Genomic DNA, 16210 nt, shown 5'->3' on the forward strand with positions numbered 1-16210 from the left:
GTGTTGAGCGACAGCGGCCGGTAGAGCGCCGCCATCACCTCGCGGGCGCGCGGGTCGGCGGTGCCGACGACGATGCGGTCGGGGCGCTTGAAATCCTCGATCGCGGCGCCCTCGCGCAGGAATTCCGGGTTGGAGACGACGGCGATATCGGCGTCCGGCGCTTCCTCGCGGATGATCGCTTCGAGATCGGCGCCGGTGCCGACCGGCACGGTCGACTTGGTGACGACGACGGTGAAGCCCCTGGCGGCGCGGGCGATCTCGCGGGCGGCGGCGTGGACATAGCTGAGGTCGGCATGGCCATCGCCGCGCCGCGAGGGGGTGCCGACGGCGATGAACACCACCTCCGCCTCGGCCACCGCCTCGGTGAGGTCGGTGGTGAAGCGCAGCCTTCCCCCGGCGACGTTGCGGGCGACCAGATCGTCCAGGCCGGGCTCGAAGATCGGCATGATGCCGGCCTTCAGCCGCTCGATCTTGGAGAGGTCGGTGTCGACGCAGGTGACGTCATGGCCGAAATCGGAAAAGCAGGTGCCGGAAACCAGGCCGACATAGCCCGTACCGATCATCGCGACGCGCATGGGTCCTCTCACTCCGGTTCGGCGGGGCTCCTGCCGCCCGTCAGGAGCCCGCAGCCCTGAAGCTGCGCGGAGTGACGTTGGGCCGTGGCAAGGTTCAGAAGCCAGACGGAGGCCCCGGATCAGGATGCCTGCTTGGCAGACCCACCTGCCGTCCGCAACCAAAAATGGCCGGCCGATCCCGGCCAATGACCCTTGCCGTCGCGCCCGTCAGGAGGGTGCGGGTGTGACCGGCGCCGCGAAGGCGAGGCGCGCCTTGGTGCCATGGGGGGCGAGGCGGGTGATCTCCAGCCGCCCGCCATGCAGCGCGGCGATGCGGCGGACGATTTCCAGCCCGATGCCGAGCCCGCCGGCGCGGCGGTAATGGCCGGGCGGGTCGGTCGCCTCGCCCGGTACGGGATCGGGATCGAAGCCGCGCCCGTCGTCGATGACGCTGATGCCGGGCCCGTCATCGGTCCGCACCAGGATGGAAACGCCGGGGCCGGCATGGCGCAGCGCGTTCTCGATCAGGTTGCGCACCGCGTCCTTGATGAGGGAGGCGGTGCCGGGCACGCAGGGATTGTCCGTCTCCTCGAAGCCGATGCGGGCGCCGCGCGCATAGACGATCGGCGCCAGCGTGCCGACGATATCACGGCCGATCTCGTCCAGCGGCACCGGGGTGAAGCCGCTGCGGTCGGCGGCCTCAAGCCGCGCCAGCATCACCATCTGCTCGACGAAATGGGTGAGCTCGTCGAGTTCGCCCAGCGTGCGGCGCGCGGCGGGGTGGTCGATGCTCTCCAGCTCCAGCCGGATCACCGCCAGCGGGGTGCGGATCTCGTGGGCGATGGCTGACGTGAACAGCTTCTGCGCGTTCATCAGCTCGCGGGTGCGGGCATAGGAGCGGTTCACCGCGCCGGCCAGCTGGGCGATCTCGCGCGGCATGCCGGCCGCCTCCAGCCGGGCATCCGGGCTCAGCGGGTCGAGCCGCTCGGCCTGCCGGGCCGCCGCCGTCACCGGGCGCAGCGCGGCGCGGATGGACAGCAGCGTCGCCCCCAGCACGAAGATGAGGGTGAGGCTCATCGGCAGCACCATGTGGTCGAGCACCTCATGCGCCAGCACGCTCCAGATCGCGCCTTGCGGGTCGCCCGTGACCGCGATCTCGATGAAGGCGTCGCGATGGCCGATCTCCACCGTGCGCCCGCCGGCGAAGCTGAGCGGGTAGCCCGGCGCCATGATGCGCAGCCAGAACGACGGTGGGTTGAGATCGAGGGGCAGGAAATGCTGCGTGCAGGCGTCGTCGCAATGGGAGAACAGCACCACGCCCTGAGCGGTGCGCACGCGCGCGAGATAGCCCGATTCCGCCACGCCGTAGCGCGCGGCGATCTCGTGGGGCAGTTCATAGCCGAGGCGCCCGGCGCGCAGCGAAAGGCCCCGGGCCAGTTCCTCCGTCTCCTGTTCCAGCACCAGCCGCGCCATGTTGTCGGGGTCGCGGCCATATTCGGCCAGCACCGCGACCAGCTGCGCCAGCATGGCGATGGCGGCGAACAGCACGATGCGCAGCGCGACGATGCGCCCGAGCGGCGCCCGCCCGCCCGCGGCTTTGCTCACGGTTCGGTCTCGCGCAGGAGATAGCCGACGCCGCGCACCGTCTCGATGGCGGTTGCCGTGGCGAAGGGGGCGAGCCGCCGGCGCAGGCGCGAGACCACCACCTCGATGGCATTGGGGCTGATCTCGCCGTCGAACCCGGAGAGCTTTTCCTCCAGCCCCCGCTTGGGGGTGACGCGGCCGGCATTGCGCAGCAGGATTTCCAGCGCCGCCCGCTCGCGCGGGGCAAGGGCGATGACGTCGTCGCCGCAGCGCGCTTCCTGCGTCGCGGGATCGAAGCGCAGCGCCCCCGCCTCCAGCACCGGGTCGGCCGACACCGGCGCGCGGCGCAGCAGGGCCCGGGCGCGGGCGAGCAGTTCGCCATTGTTGAACGGCTTGGTGAGATAGTCGTCGGCACCGGCATCGAGGCCGGCGATGCGCTCGTCCACCGCCCCGCGCGCGGTCAGCACCAGCACGGGGGTGCCGTCGCGGTTGCGCCGCAGGGTGCGGACGATATCGAGCCCGTCGCCATCGGGCAGGCCGAGATCGAGCAGCACGAGGTCGTAGCCCGTGGTGGCCAGCGCTTCCTGCGCCTGCGCCACGTCGCCCACGGCATCGAGCCGCCAGCCGGCCGTGCGAATGGTCTCGCCCACCAGCTCGCGCAGGCGGGCGCTGTCTTCAACCAGCAGAAGCCGCATCGGTGCTCACCGCCTTTTCCACCCGGTCACCATGGACCACACCAGATTCTCGCGGTGGCGCCAGCTCTCGAACAGCGCCGCCGCCGCGTGCAGCAGCGCCAGCACGAGTATGGCATTGGCGAGCGTCTCGTGCAGGTCTTCCAGCCAGTCCTCGCCCCAGAAGGCGTCGAGCGTGCTCATCCAGCCGGTCAGGCACACGCCGGCCAGCAGCGCCATCAGCACCAGCATCATCGCCGCCCCGGCCGGATTATGGCCGAGCATGCGCGGCTCGCGGCCGTTGAGAAGCGCGGTGACATAGGCGGTGAGCCGCGCCGGCGTCGGCAGGAAGTCCCGGAAACGCGCATAACGGGTGCCGATGAAGCCCCAGACGACGCGGAGGACGAGAGCGCCGGCGACGACATAGCCGACGATCTCATGCGGCAGCTCGCCATCCTCCAGGATGAACAGGTTGAGCACGCAGCCCGTGACCACCGTCCAGTGAAACAGGCGCACGACCGGATCCCACACCCGGACGCGGGCGCCCGCGGCCGGCGGCGGACCGCCGCCGGCCTGGGTGACTGACGAGGTCATCAGTCGATCTCGGACTTCACCACGGCGCCGGTCACCGGGTTGAAGTAGACTTCGGCCTTCTTGTTGTCCTTGGTGTAGCCATAGATTTCGTAGCAGGAGCCGGAGACCTTGAAGGTCTTGATCTTCTGATAGCCCATCTCGGCCACCTTGGCCTTCATGGCGTCCTCGCTCATCCACTTGTCCTTGGCTTCCGCGGTGCAGGCCGGGCCGGCAAGGGCCGCGACGGGCGCGAGGACGGAGACGGCAATGAGGCCGGCAATGATCTTCTTCATGATGTGTTCCTGATCCGGGCGATCGCCTTCAGCGGCGAACGCCCGGAACCTAGCGGCGGCAGGCTGTCCGCCGCCTGTCAGGAGAGGCGCGACAGGCCTACTTGCCGCCCGCCCACACCCAGTCGCGGATTTCCGGCATGTCGAGGCCGTGGGCGCGGATATAGCGGGCGTGCTCGGTCAGCTTGTCGCGGATCGCCTGCCGGACATGGGTGTTGGTCTTCAGCTGCGGCACCCGGTCCAGCACGTCGGCGACGAGGTGGAAGCGGTCGAGCCGGTTGCGCACCACCATGTCGAACGGCGTGGTGGTGGAGCCTTCCTCGACATAGCCGCGTACATGCATGTTGTCGTGGTTGGTGCGGCGATAGGCGAGGCGGTGGATCAGCCAGGGATAGCCGTGATAGGCGAAGATGACCGGCTTGTCGGTGGTGAACAGCGCGTCGAATTCCGCGTCGGAAAGCCCGTGCGGGTGCTCGGATTTAGGCTGCAGCGTCATCAGGTCGACCACATTGACGACGCGCACCTTCAGCTCGGGGAAATAGCCGCGCAGCAATTCGGCGGCGGCCAGCGTCTCCAGCGTCGGCACGTCGCCGGCGCAGGCCAGCACCACGTCGGGGTCGGTGCCGGCGTCGGTCGAGGCCCATTCCCACATGCCGATGCCGGTGGCGCAGTGCTTGATGGCGCTGTCCATGTCGAGCCATTGCGGCGCGGGCTGCTTGCCGGCGACGATGACGTTCACCCGGTTCCATGAGCGCAGGCAGTGGTCGGTGACATAGAGCAGCGTGTTGGCATCCGGCGGCAGGTAGACGCGCACGATCTCCGCCTTCTTGTTCACCACATGGTCGATGAAGCCGGGGTCCTGGTGGCTGAAGCCATTATGGTCCTGGCGCCAGACATGCGAGGTGAGCAAATAGTTGAGCGACGCGATCGGCCGGCGCCACTCCACCTCCTTCGAGGATTTCAGCCATTTGGCGTGCTGGTTGAACATCGAATCGACGATGTGGATGAACGCCTCGTAGCAGGAGAACAGCCCATGCCGGCCGGTGAGGAGATAGCCCTCCAGCCAGCCCTGGCACATATGCTCGGACAGCATCTCCGTCACCCGCCCGTCGCGGGCGAGATGGTCGTCATAGGAGAGCGTTTCCGCCTCCCAGGCGCGGTTCGTCACCTCGAACAGCGCCTGCAGCCGGTTGGAGGCGGTCTCGTCGGGCCCGAAGACGCGGAAATTCTTCGAGGCCTCGTTCTCCTTCATCACGTCGCGCAGGAAGCAGCCCATGACATAGGTCGATTCCAGCTCGCGATCGCCGGGCCGGGCGACTTCCACCGCGTAGTCGGTGAAATCAGGCAGGCGCAGCGGCCGGCGCAGCGCCCCGCCATTGGCGTGCGGGTTGGCGCTCATCCGCTTCACCCCCTCCGGGGCGAGGGAGGCGATCTCGGGCTTGAGGCGCCCCTCTTCGTCGAACAGCTCCTCCGGCCGGTAGCTCTTCATCCAGTCTTCGAGCAGGGTCAGGTGCTCGGGCTTCGACATGTCGGAGAACGGCACCTGGTGCGAGCGCCAGAAGCCCTCCGCCTTCTTGCCGTCCACCGTCTTCGGCCCGGTCCAGCCCTTCGGCGAGCGCAGCACGATCATCGGCCAGCGCGGGCGGTCGGTCTCGCCGCGCGTGCGCGCCGCTTCCTGGATCGCCCGGATCTTGCCGAAGGCCTCGTCAAACGCGGCCGCCATCGCCTGGTGCATCGGCTCGGGGTCCTCGCCCTCGACGAAGATCGGGTCGTAGCCATAGCCCTGCATCAGCGCCGCCAGCTCCTCATGCGGGATGCGGGCGAGAATGGTCGGGTTGGCGATCTTGTAGCCGTTGAGGTGCAGGATCGGCAGCACCGCGCCGTCGCTGGCGGGGTTGAGGAACTTGTTGCCGTGCCAGGAGGTGGCCAGCGGGCCGGTCTCGGCCTCGCCATCGCCGACCACGCAGGCGACGATCAGTTCCGGGTTGTCCAGCACCGCGCCATAGGCGTGGGAGAGCGAATAGCCGAGCTCGCCGCCCTCATGGATCGAGCCGGGGGTCTCCGGCGCGGCGTGGCTGGGAATGCCGCCGGGAAAGGAAAACTGGCGGAACAGCCGGCACAGGCCGCCCTCGTCCAGCGAGATGTCCGGGTAGAGCTCGCTATAGGTGCCTTCCAGATAGGTCGAGGCCACCACGCCAGGCGCGCCATGGCCGGGCCCGGCCATGAACAGCACGTCGGCGCCGGTATCGCGGATCACGCGGTTGAGGTGGACATAGAGAAAGTTCAGCCCCGGCGTCGTGCCCCAATGGCCGAGCAGGCGCGGCTTCACATGGTCGAGGGTCAGCTTCTCGCGCAGCAGCGGATTGGCGAGCAGGTAGATCTGCCCGACCGAGAGATAGTTCGCCGCTCGCCACCAGGCGTGCATGCGCTCCACGAGATCAGAGCTGAGCGTGGTCGTCGCCGGTTGGGTCGCCATTGCGATGTCCTTTCCAGAACCGTTGCTGTGAAGTGAGATAGGGCGCTGAGGGCGTTAGGGCACCAGCACCGCCGCGCCCTGGAAACGCCCGGCGCGCAGGTCCGCCAGTGCTGTATTGGCGTCTTCGAGCCGGTAGGTCGTTGTGGTGGCGGTAATGCCCGCGCGCGGGGCGAGGGCGAGAAATTCGCGCGCATCCTCGCGGGTGAGGTTGGCGACCGACATCAGCTGCCGTTCCTCCCACAGGAGCGAATAGGGAAATTGCGGGATGTCGCTCATATGGATGCCGCCGCACACCACCCGCCCGCCCTTGCGCACCGCGCGCAGGGCCAGCGGCACCAGCGCGCCGACAGGGGCGAAGATCAGCGCGGCGTCCAGCGGTTCGGGCGGCGCCTCGCCCGAGCCGCCCGCCCAGCGCGCCCCGAGCGAGAGGGCCAGCTGCTGGGCGCCGGTATCGCCGGCGCGGGTGAAGGCATAGACCGCGCGCCCCTGCCAGCGGCAGAGCTGGGCGATGAGATGGGCGGCGGCGCCGAAGCCGTAAAGGCCGATCCGCGGCGCCTCGCCCGCCAGCTTCAGCGTGCGCCAGCCGATCAGCCCGGCGCACATCAGCGGGGCGGCAGCAACGGGATCGTCAAAGCCGTCGAGCGGGAAGCAATAGGCGGCATCGGCGACCACATGGCTGGCAAAGCCGCCATCGCGGGTGTAGCCGGTGAAGACGGGTGCGTCGCACAGGTTCTCGCGCTGGCTGGCGCAATAGGGGCAGTGGCCGCAGGTATGGCCGAGCCATGGCACGCCCACGCGGGCGCCGACAGGCGGCGCCTCGACGCCGGGACCGTGCGCGTCGACGATGCCGACGATCTCATGGCCGGGAATGATCGGCAGCGGGCCGGGCGGCAGGTCGCCGTCGACGACGTGCAGATCGGTGCGGCAGACCGCGCAGGCTTCCACCCGCACCCGGATCTCGCCGGGCCCCGGCACCGGCAAGGGGCGCTGCTCAAGGCGCAAAGCCTCGCCAGTGGCGTGGAGGACCATGGCCTTCATCGCGGAACCTCTGGGGGTGACGGAGGCCGCATCCAACAGGCTCATGGCCGTCCCTTCGTTGATCGCGGTCAATGCGTGGGTGCAAATGAGTTCTACTCATGCGCATCTGTTCACGGACAGCCTGGCGGATGGGTGGGGCGCGCCAGGCTCTCGATGATCGGGCACAATCCTACGGAGGCACGATGGCAGGTCAGCGACGGTCCCACGCATTCTTTCTCGTCCTCGCCTTGTCGGCCAGCCTGGCCCTCCCGGCCGGCGCGCAGACGGCTGCCGCCGGCGACTCGCCCGCCAGTCTGGCGGCCCGGCTGCAGGCGCTGATCGCCAAGTTCACCGGCAGTGGCCTGCCGGCTGGCATCGTCTCGACCAATGGGCGGATCGAGGCCGAGCAGGTGCTGGTCGCCGCCAAGCTCGCCGGCCGGGTGCTGGCGGTACTGGCCGAGGAGGGCCAGACGGTGGAAACCGGGCAGGTGGTGGCGCGCATGGACACCTCCGAGCTGGAGGCGCAGCTCGCCGGGGCGCAGGCGCAGGTGCGCCGGGCGGAGAAGGCGGTGGCCGAGGCGCAGGCCGCCATCGCCCAGCGCGAGAGCGAACGCACGCTGGCCGAGCAGGAGCATGAGCGCGCCTCCAAGCTCAAGGAGAGCGGCTTCGGCACCATCCAGTCGCTCGATCTGCGCCAGAGCCAGCTCAATGTCGCGGTGGCCGCGCTCAAGGCTGCGCAGGCCGGGCTCGACGAGGCGGAGGCCTCCACCGACGCGGCGCGGGCGGAAGTCGCGCGGGTGCAGTCGCAGATTGACGATTCGACCTTGCGGGCGCCCCGGCGCGGGCGGGTCGAATACAAGCTGGTGCAGGCCGGTGAGGTGGTCGCGGCCGGCGCGCCGATTCTCACGCTGCTGGACCTGTCCGACGTCTACATGACCGTGTTCGTGCCCGCCCGCGTCGCTGGCCGCCTCGCCATGGGCGACGAGGCGCGCATCATCCTCGATCCGGCGCCCGATTATGTGGTGCCCGCCAAGGTCAGCTTCGTCGCCACCGGCGCCCAGTTCACCCCGAAATCGGTGGAGACGGCGGACGAGCGCGAGAAGCTGATGTTCCGGGTCAAGCTGCGCATCGCCCCGGAACTGCTGCGCCAATATGAGGACCGGGTGAAGGCCGGCGTGCGCGGCCTTGCCTATGTCCGCACCGATCCGGCGACGGCCTGGCCCGACACGCTCGCGGTGAAGCTGCCGCAATGAGCGCGGCGCCGATGCAACCCGTCCTCGCGCTGTCCGGCGTCACCCACCGCTATGGCAAGACGCTGGCGCTTGACGGTGTCGATCTCGCCGTGCCTTCCGGCTGCATGGCCGGGCTGATCGGGCCGGACGGGGTGGGCAAGTCGACCCTGCTCGCGCTCGCCGCCGGCGTCACCCGCATCCAGCAGGGCCATGTCGCGGCGCTGGGCGGCGACATGGCGGATCGCGACTGGCGCCGGCAGGCCGGCGGGCGCATCGCCTATATGCCGCAGGGGCTGGGGCGCAATCTCTACCCGACGCTGTCCATCGCGGAGAATCTCGACTTCTTCGGCCGGCTGTTCGGGCAGGGCGCGGCGGAGCGGGCCGAGCGCATCGCCGAACTTCTGGCCGCCACCGGCCTTTCCCCCTTCGCCGCCCGCCCGGCCGGCAAATTGTCCGGCGGCATGAAGCAGAAGCTCGGCATCTGCGCCGCGCTGATCCACGATCCCGACCTCGTCATCCTCGACGAGCCGACCACCGGCATCGACCCGCTCTCGCGCCGGCAGTTCTGGGAACTGATGGCGCGGCTGCGCGAGCGCCGCCCGTCGATGAGTGTCATTGTGGCCACCGCCTATATGGAGGAGGCCGAGCGCTTCGACTGGCTGGCGGCGATGAATGCCGGGCGGGTGCTCGCCACCGGGACGCCGGCCGACATCCGCGCTCAGGCGGGCGAAGCGACGCTGGAGCGCGCCTTCGTCGCTCTGCTCCCGGAAGCCGAGCGGGCGCAGGACGGGCCGCTGCCGGACCTGCCCCGCGCGATCCATGACGGCGAGCCGGCGATCGAGGCCACCGGCCTCACCCGCCGCTTCGGCGATTTCGTCGCCGTCGACCATGTGAATTTCCGCATCGAGCGCGGCGAGATCTTCGGCTTTCTCGGCTCCAACGGCTCGGGCAAGTCGACGACGATGAAGATGCTCACCGGCCTGCTGCCCGCCAGCGAGGGCGAGGCGAAGCTGTTCGGGGCGGCGCTCGAAGGCGGCGACATGGCGACCCGCAAGCGCGTCGGCTACATGTCGCAGGCCTTCTCGCTCTATGCCGAACTCACCGTGCGGCAGAACCTCGTGCTGCACGCGCAACTGTTCGAGATCCCGGACGTCGCCGCGCGCGTCACTGAGATGGAGGCCCGCTTCGACCTCGCCGGGGTCGCCGATGTGCGGCCCGAGAGCCTGCCGCTCGGCATCCGCCAGCGGCTCCAGCTCGCCGTGGCGGTGATCCACAAGCCGGAAATCCTCATCCTCGACGAGCCGACTTCCGGCGTCGACCCGGTGGCGCGCGACGGCTTCTGGCGCACGCTGATCGAACTCTCACGGCAGGACGGGGTGACGATCTTCCTCTCCACCCATTTCATGAACGAGGCCGAGCGCTGCGACCGCATCTCGCTGATGCATGCCGGCAAGGTGCTGGCCATCGGCACGCCGGAGGCGCTGAAGCGCGAACGCGGCATGGAGACGCTGGAAGAGGTGTTCATCGCCGTTCTCGAAGAGGCCGGCATGGGCCGGGAGGAGGGGCGCGCCGAGCTGAAGCAGCGCCCCGCCACCCTCGCGCCGGTGAAGCGCTTCGACGCCGGCCGGCTCTGGGCCTACACCAGGCGCGAGGCGCTGGAGATCGTGCGCGACCCCGCCCGGCTCGCCTTCGCCCTCCTCGGCCCGATCCTGCTTCTCTTCACCTTCGGCTACGGCATCTCCTTCGATGTCGAGAACCTGCCCTATGCCGCCTTCGACCAGGACCGCAGCGCCCAGAGCCGGCAATTGCTGGAGAGCTTCGAGGGCTCGCGCTATTTCGAGACCCACGCGCCGATCGCCTCGATCGAGGAACTGGAGACGCGGCTGAAAAGCGGCGAGCTCAAGCTCGCCATCGAGATTCCCCCGAATTTCGGCCGTGACCTGCTGCGCGAGCGCCAGCCGGAAGTCGGCGTCTGGCTCGACGGCTCGATGCCGTTCCGCGCCGAGACCACGCGCGGCTATGTGCAGGGCATCGCCCAGAGCTACCTCACCGATGCCGAGCTGCGGACCACCGGCACGGCCAGCCCGCTCGCCGCTTTCACCATCGAGCCGCGCTACCGCTTCAATCAGGCGTTCAAGAGCGTGAACGCCATGGTGCCGAACGTCATCATGCTGATGCTGGTGCTGATCCCCGCCATCATGAGCGCGCTCGGAGTGGTGAAGGAGAAAGAGACCGGCTCCATCACCAATTTCCAGTCGACGCCGGTGACGCGGTTCGAATTCCTGCTCGGCAAGCAGTTGCCCTATGTCGCCATCGCCTTTGTCAGCTTCCTCACCATGGTGGTGGCGGCGCGGCTGGTGTTCGACGTGCCGGTGAAGGGCTCCTTCGCCACGCTGGCCTTCGGCTCGCTGGTCTATGTCTTCGCCACCACCGCCTTCGGCCTGCTGGTGTCGAGCTTCGTCAGCAGCCAGGTGGCGGCGATCTTTGCCACCGCCATCGTCGCCATCATCCCGGCGGTCAACTTCTCCGGCCTGCTGGTGCCGGTGTCCTCGCTGTCGGGCGGGGCGCGGCTGATGGGGCTGGCCTTCCCCTCGGCCTGGTACCAGCAGGTGAGCGTCGGCGCCTTCACCAAGGGGCTGGGCCTGCCCTCGCTCTGGCCGGATATCGCCATGGTGTTCGCGCTGGCGCTGGTGTTCATCGCCGGCGCCATGCTGGCGCTGCGCAAGCAGGGGGCCTGAGCATGCTCGACGGACTGCTCCCCCGCCTCGCCCGCATCTGGCGGCTCGGCATCAAGGAACTCTACAGCCTCAAGGCCGACCCGGTGCTGGCCGGGCTGATCCTCTACACCTTCACCATCGCGGTCTACACCGTCTCGGCCGGGGCCAAGTTCGAGGTGGAGAACGCGGCGGTGGCGGTGGTCGACGAGGACCAGAGCGCGCTCTCGCGCCGCCTGCGCGACGCGCTGCTGCAGCCCTTCTTCAAGCAGCCGGTGCCGATCAGCGCGCGCGAGGTCGACGCGGCGATGGATGCGGGGCGCTATGTCTTCGTGCTCAGCATCCCGCCGAAATTCGAGCACGACCTGATCGCCGGCCGCGACCCGGCCTTGCAGCTGGACATCGACGCGACCGCCATGTCGCAGGCGGGCAATGGCGCCGCCTATATCCAGAACATCATGACGCAGGAAGTGGCGGCGGCGATGGGCGGAAGCGCCGCCACGCCGGTGAACGTGGTGATCCGGCCGAAATTCAACCCGAACCTGGCCTCCGCCTGGTTCACCGCCGTGATGCAGGTCATCAACAACGTCACCATGCTCGCCGTCATCCTCTCCGGCGCCGCGCTGATCCGCGAGCGCGAGCACGGCACGATCGAGCATCTGCTTGTTATGCCGGTGACGCCGAACGAGATCATGCTGGCGAAGATCTGGGCCAACGGGCTTGTCATCGTGGTGGCGGCGACGCTGTCGCTGGTGGTGGTGGTGCAGTGGCTGCTCAATGTGCCGGTGCAGGGCTCGGTGGTGCTGTTTGTCGGCTCGATGCTGGTCTACCAGTTCTCGGTGACGGCGCTCGGCATATTGGTGGCGACGGTATCGACCTCGATGGCGCAGTTCGGCCTCATCGTCATGCCGATCCTGATCGTCATGAACCTGCTCTCGGGCTCGACCACGCCGATGGAGAGCATGCCCGTCTGGCTGCAGAACGTGATGCAGCTCTCGCCCTCCACCCATTTCGTCGCCCTCGCCCAGGCGGTGCTCTATCGCGGCGCCGGGCTGGCGGTGATCTGGCCGGACCTCTTGGCGCTCGCCGCCATCGGCGCCGCGTTTTTCGGGCTGGCGGCGCTGCGCTTCCGCAAGGCGCTGCAGGCGGCGGGGTAGGCGCTCACGGCATTTTCGAGGGCAGGGTGATCGTCTCGCCATCGAGGACGAACTGGCCGAAGCCTTGGTGGTGCAGCGTTCGTGGCGCCTGTCGCGCCGGGTCGGTCCACGCCTGCACCACTTCCAGCACGAAGAGATTATAGCTGTCCCGCAATGTCGTATCGACCACGCGGCATTCGAGATTGGCGAAGCACTCCTGCACCAGAGGCGCGGCGACCTGCGCCGCCGGCAGCGGGGTGAGGCCGATGCGGGCGAACTTGTCGCCGTCGCGGCCCGAGCAATTGCCGACCGCGACCACCTTTTCCGCCAGCTCAACGGCGGGAATCGCGATCACGCATTCCCCGCTCGCCGTCAGCGCCTGGAAGCTGAAATCGTTGGCGCTGACCACGCAGGCGATGAGCGGCGGGGTGAACTCCACCATCATGTGCCAGGACATGGTCATTACATTCGCCCGGCCCTGCCATGACGTGGTGAGCAGCACGACGGGGCCGGGCTCGATGAGCCGGTAGACCTGGTCGAGGGCAAGCGTCTGCATGGCCGGGCGCTCCTGGGGGCGGCGTGTGCAGGATAGCCCCGCCCGGCCGGCGCCGGCGTCCGTAATCGCCCTCGGGCGCCCTCTTGTGCGGCGCGGTAATTGGATTTCTAATGGCGCCGCCGGGCAACAAGGACGTTGCCCGCGCACCGGCAGGGATTGCCGACTGCCCCTCGCGGGGCCGTCCTTTCCTGCATGGGGACGGCCGCGCATTCCCAGCGGAGACCCCATGCCGAGCGCCACTTCCCCCGCCGCCTTCCCCTCCCGTGTCCCGGACCTTTCCGCCTACCGCATCGCCGTCGAGCCCTATTACCGGCCGGTGGGCGACGAGATCGCCGTGTTCGAGGCGGCGTGGCGCCACCGCCTGCCGGTGATGCTGAAAGGCCCGACCGGCTGCGGCAAGACCCGCTTTGTCGAGCACATGGCGTGGCGGCTGGGGCGCCCGCTGATCACGGTGGCGGCGCATGAGGACATGACCGCCGCCGATCTTGCCGGCCGCTTCCTGCTCAGCCCGGAAGGCACGGTGTGGCACGACGGGCCGCTGACCCAGGCGGTGCGCCATGGCGCGCTGTGCTATCTCGACGAGATCGTCGAGGCGCGGCAGGACACCACCGTCGTCATCCATCCGCTCACCGATGCGCGGCGCATCCTGCCGCTGGAAAAGCGCAACGAGCAGGTGGCGGCGCATGACGATTTCCAGCTCGTGATCTCCTACAACCCCGGCTACCAGAGCGCGGTGAAGGACCTGAAGGAGTCCACCAAGCAGCGCTTCATCGCCATCGCCTTCGACTATCCCGCCCCGGAACTGGAGGCGGAAATCGTGAGGCGCGAGGCCGGCGCCGACGCGGCGCTGGCCCGCATCCTCGTCGCCATCGCCGCCTGCTCGCGGAACCTGCGCGGGCAGGGGCTGGATGAGGGCGCCTCCACCCGCATGCTCATCCATGCCGGGCGGCTGGCGGCGGGCGGGGTGTCGCTGGAGGCGGCGGTCGAGGCGGCGATCGTGCTGCCGATCACCGACGATGCCGATGTCCGCCGGGCGCTCGGCGCGGCGATTGCCGCCTGCCTGCCATGAATGAGGTTTGCGACAGCGAGGCGCCCGTTCTCGACGCTCCCGCCCTTGCCCGCCTCGCCGGGCTGATGCGCGCGCGCGACACCCTCGCCGCCAGCTTCGAGGCGACGCGGCACCGGCTCGCCCGGCGCCATGGCGCGGCTTCACTCGAACCATGGGCGCAAGGCGTGCTGGCGCTGGTCGAGGTGAATGCCGGCGCCAGTGCGCTGCTGGCCTTCTGGCGCGCCAGCCTTGAACTGTCGGGCCGGCTCTCCCCCGCCGCGCTCGGCGAAACCGGGCTGGCGGCCGCCGCGCTCTGCCGCGAGGCCGGCGGGCAGGCCGCATGCGCCGCGCTCGACGGGTTTGTCGCCATCGCCCCGCGCCTTGCCGGGGAGGGCGAGCGGGCGGCGTTCTGGCGGGCGCTGCTCGCCCTGGCGCAGGCCGCGCCGGACTGCGTGGAGAGCGTCGCCACGCAGGCGCACCGTCTCGTCCTGCCGGGCCATGTCGCGGATTTCGAGGGCTTCATCGCCGCCGGGCTGAAGGCGGCGGGCCGCGACAGTGCCCGCCGGCGCGCCTTCTTCGCGCTGGAGGACACGCTGGCGCTGGCCCTGCTGGCCCGCATCGGCGCTGGCCCGGGCTTTGCCGAGCTGGAGAGCGAACTGAGCCGGGTGCTCGCCGCCCTGTGGGGCACAGCGCCACCGCTCCAGCCCTTGCCACCGGCGGCGTCGGAAGCGCCGCGCCGCGTCAACATCGCCGGCCCGGTGCTCCGGCTGCCGGAGGTGTTTCCCGGCGTGGAGGGGGAGGGCGCGCGCCATCTCTACCGCGCCGCCGCGCTGCATGCCGGGGCGCATCTGCATTTCGGCAATCCGCGTTTTCCGGTGCGCAAATTCCGGCCGGTGCAGATCGCGCTGGCTGGCCTCATTGAGGATGCGCGCATCGAGGCGCTGGCGATGGCCCGCTATCCCGGCCTGCGCCGGCTGTGGGGCCGCTATCACATCGCGACGCCCGACGATGGGCCGACGCTCGCCTGCCTGCTCGCCCGGCTGGCGCGCGGGCTGTTCGACCCTGGATATGCGGACCCCGACGCGCTGGTGGGAAAGGCGCAGGCGCTGTTCGCCGCTGCACGCGACCGCCTCGACGATCCCGCCATCAGCCTCGACATCGGCACGCGGCTGGCCAACGATATCGGCCAGCGGCGCCTGCGCTTCGACGCGCGCGGCCATGTCGTGGAACCGGCCTATCGCGATGACGGCCTCGGCCTGTGGGACTTTTCCGACATCGACCCTGAGGTCTCCGACGAGGTGCAGCTGCTGGTCGAGGCCGCCCGCATCGAGCGGCGCGAGGGCGAGGACGGCCCGCCCGACGTGGCGCCGTCCCGCGCCCCCGCCGGCCGCGCCCGCGAGAGGGCGGCGGGCGAGACCGTCCCCGTCATCGCCACCTATCCCGAATGGGACGCGCAGGCCGGCATCGAGCGGCCGGACTGGACCAGCGTGCGCGCGCTCGCGCCGGCGCCGGTCGACAGCCGTCCGCTGCAGCGGGCGCTGGAGCGGGCAGGGCCGGCGCGCGCCCGCATCGCCCGGCTGGTGAAAGCCGCGAAAATCGGCCGCGCCGTCCGGCTGAAGCGCCAGCCGGACGGGCACGAGCTCGACCTCGACGCCGTGATCGAGGCCGCGATCGCCCGTCGCGCCGGCGACGTGCCGAACCTGAATGTGTTCCGCTCCACCGCGCTCACGCAGCGCGACCTTGCCGTGCTGGTGCTGATCGACATGTCGCAGTCGACGCGGGCAAAGCTGGCGAGCGGGGCCAGCGTGCTCGATGTGGAAAAGCTCGCCGTGGCGATGCTGGGCGAGGCCCTGGCGGCGCTGGGCGATGCGTTCGCCCTGCTCGCCTTCGCCTCCAATGGCCGCGACGATGTCCGGCTGTGCGAAGTGAAGGGGTTTGCCGAACCCTATGACGCGGCGGCGCTGGCCCGCCTTGCCGGCCTCTCCTCCGGCCTGTCGACCCGGCTCGGCGCCGGGCTGCGCCATGCCGGGGCGGAGATCGCGCGCGTGCGCGCCTTCCGCAAGCTCATCCTCGTGCTCACCGATGGCGAGCCCTCCGACATCGACACGCCGGCACCGGACCTGCTGCAGGATGCGCGCCGGGTGGTGCTGCAATTGCGCGCGCAGGGCATCGACACGTCAGGCATCACGCTCGATCCCGCTGGCGTCGGCGCCGCGCCGGCCATTTTCGGCAAGGCCAATGCGATGCCGGTACGCCGCGTGGAGGACCTGCCGCTGCGGCTGTCGGAACTGTATTTCCGCCTGGCGCGGCGGTGAGCCTTGCCTCTTCCCTCTCCCCATTGGGGAGAGGTGGCCCGCGC

The 16210-nt window shown here is 69.8% G+C and carries 13 protein-coding genes; 5 read left to right on the plus strand and 8 right to left on the minus strand.

The genetic code is table 11. The features are described from left to right. From BLO63_RS20505 to BLO63_RS20535, 7 genes are all read right to left on the minus strand, one after another. On the minus strand, positions 1–575 hold a 575-nt coding region (locus tag BLO63_RS20505; protein ID WP_143007103.1), incomplete at its 3' end, for a nucleotide sugar dehydrogenase. A gap of 207 nt (positions 576–782) precedes the next feature. After that, positions 783–2159 (minus strand): ATP-binding protein, encoded by a 1377-nt coding sequence (locus BLO63_RS20510; protein ID WP_244518007.1) that lies wholly within the window; start codon positions 2157–2159, stop codon positions 783–785. After that, on the minus strand, positions 2156–2833 hold the full coding sequence (locus tag BLO63_RS20515) for a response regulator transcription factor (RefSeq protein ID WP_091444664.1): 678 nt from the start codon (positions 2831–2833) through the stop codon (positions 2156–2158). The genes BLO63_RS20510 and BLO63_RS20515 overlap by 4 nt, the downstream gene beginning before the upstream one ends. A 6-nt stretch (positions 2834–2839) precedes the next feature. Further along, positions 2840–3403, minus strand: coding sequence for a cytochrome b/b6 domain-containing protein (locus tag BLO63_RS20520; RefSeq protein WP_091444666.1), 564 nt, complete (start codon positions 3401–3403; stop codon positions 2840–2842). Then, on the minus strand, positions 3403–3675 hold the full coding sequence (locus BLO63_RS20525; RefSeq protein ID WP_091444669.1) for a PepSY domain-containing protein: 273 nt from the start codon (positions 3673–3675) through the stop codon (positions 3403–3405). Before BLO63_RS20525 ends, BLO63_RS20520 begins: the two co-directional genes overlap by 1 nt. Before the next feature lie 97 nt (positions 3676–3772). Continuing rightward, positions 3773–6148 carry a phosphoketolase family protein gene (locus tag BLO63_RS20530; RefSeq protein ID WP_091444671.1) on the minus strand — a complete coding sequence of 792 codons (2376 nt, stop codon included), beginning with the start codon at positions 6146–6148 and terminating at the stop codon, positions 3773–3775. A 54-nt stretch (positions 6149–6202) separates the two neighbouring features. Next, positions 6203–7186, minus strand: a complete 984-nt coding sequence (locus BLO63_RS20535; RefSeq protein WP_205409376.1) for a zinc-dependent alcohol dehydrogenase family protein — start codon at positions 7184–7186, stop codon at positions 6203–6205. 182 nt (positions 7187–7368) lie between these two features. Here BLO63_RS20535 and BLO63_RS20540 point away from each other — a divergent pair, with 182 nt between their 5' ends. The 3 genes from BLO63_RS20540 to BLO63_RS20550 are packed head-to-tail and all read left to right on the plus strand — an operon-like array spanning position 7369 to position 12268. Beyond that, positions 7369–8418, plus strand: a complete 1050-nt coding sequence (locus BLO63_RS20540) for an HlyD family secretion protein (RefSeq protein ID WP_091444674.1) — start codon at positions 7369–7371, stop codon at positions 8416–8418. Next, positions 8415–11135, plus strand: a complete 2721-nt coding sequence (rbbA, locus tag BLO63_RS20545; protein WP_091444675.1) for a ribosome-associated ATPase/putative transporter RbbA — start codon at positions 8415–8417, stop codon at positions 11133–11135. Before BLO63_RS20540 ends, rbbA begins: the two co-directional genes overlap by 4 nt. Before the next feature lie 2 nt (positions 11136–11137). Beyond that, positions 11138–12268, plus strand: coding sequence for an ABC transporter permease (locus tag BLO63_RS20550; RefSeq protein ID WP_091444678.1), 1131 nt, complete (start codon positions 11138–11140; stop codon positions 12266–12268). Between the two features lie 4 nt (positions 12269–12272). On the opposite strand, the gene BLO63_RS20555 is transcribed toward BLO63_RS20550, so the two are convergent. Beyond that, the gene (locus BLO63_RS20555; RefSeq protein WP_091444681.1) at positions 12273–12803 is read right to left on the minus strand and encodes a flavin reductase family protein; all 531 of its coding nucleotides are present in this window, start codon (positions 12801–12803) and stop codon (positions 12273–12275) included. Between the two features lie 226 nt (positions 12804–13029). Between BLO63_RS20555 and BLO63_RS20560 the strand changes: the two genes are divergently transcribed. Further along, the gene (locus BLO63_RS20560; protein WP_091444683.1) at positions 13030–13872 is read left to right on the plus strand and encodes a CbbQ/NirQ/NorQ/GpvN family protein; all 843 of its coding nucleotides are present in this window, start codon (positions 13030–13032) and stop codon (positions 13870–13872) included. Further along, positions 13869–16166 carry a nitric oxide reductase activation protein NorD gene (locus tag BLO63_RS20565; protein ID WP_091444686.1) on the plus strand — a complete coding sequence of 766 codons (2298 nt, stop codon included), beginning with the start codon at positions 13869–13871 and terminating at the stop codon, positions 16164–16166. The genes BLO63_RS20560 and BLO63_RS20565 overlap by 4 nt, the downstream gene beginning before the upstream one ends. Positions 16167–16210 lie beyond the last annotated feature (44 nt).

Origin of the sequence: Ancylobacter rudongensis (assembly GCF_900100155.1) — a bacterium.
In the GTDB taxonomy this organism is placed as follows: Bacteria; Pseudomonadota; Alphaproteobacteria; order Rhizobiales; family Xanthobacteraceae; genus Ancylobacter; species Ancylobacter rudongensis.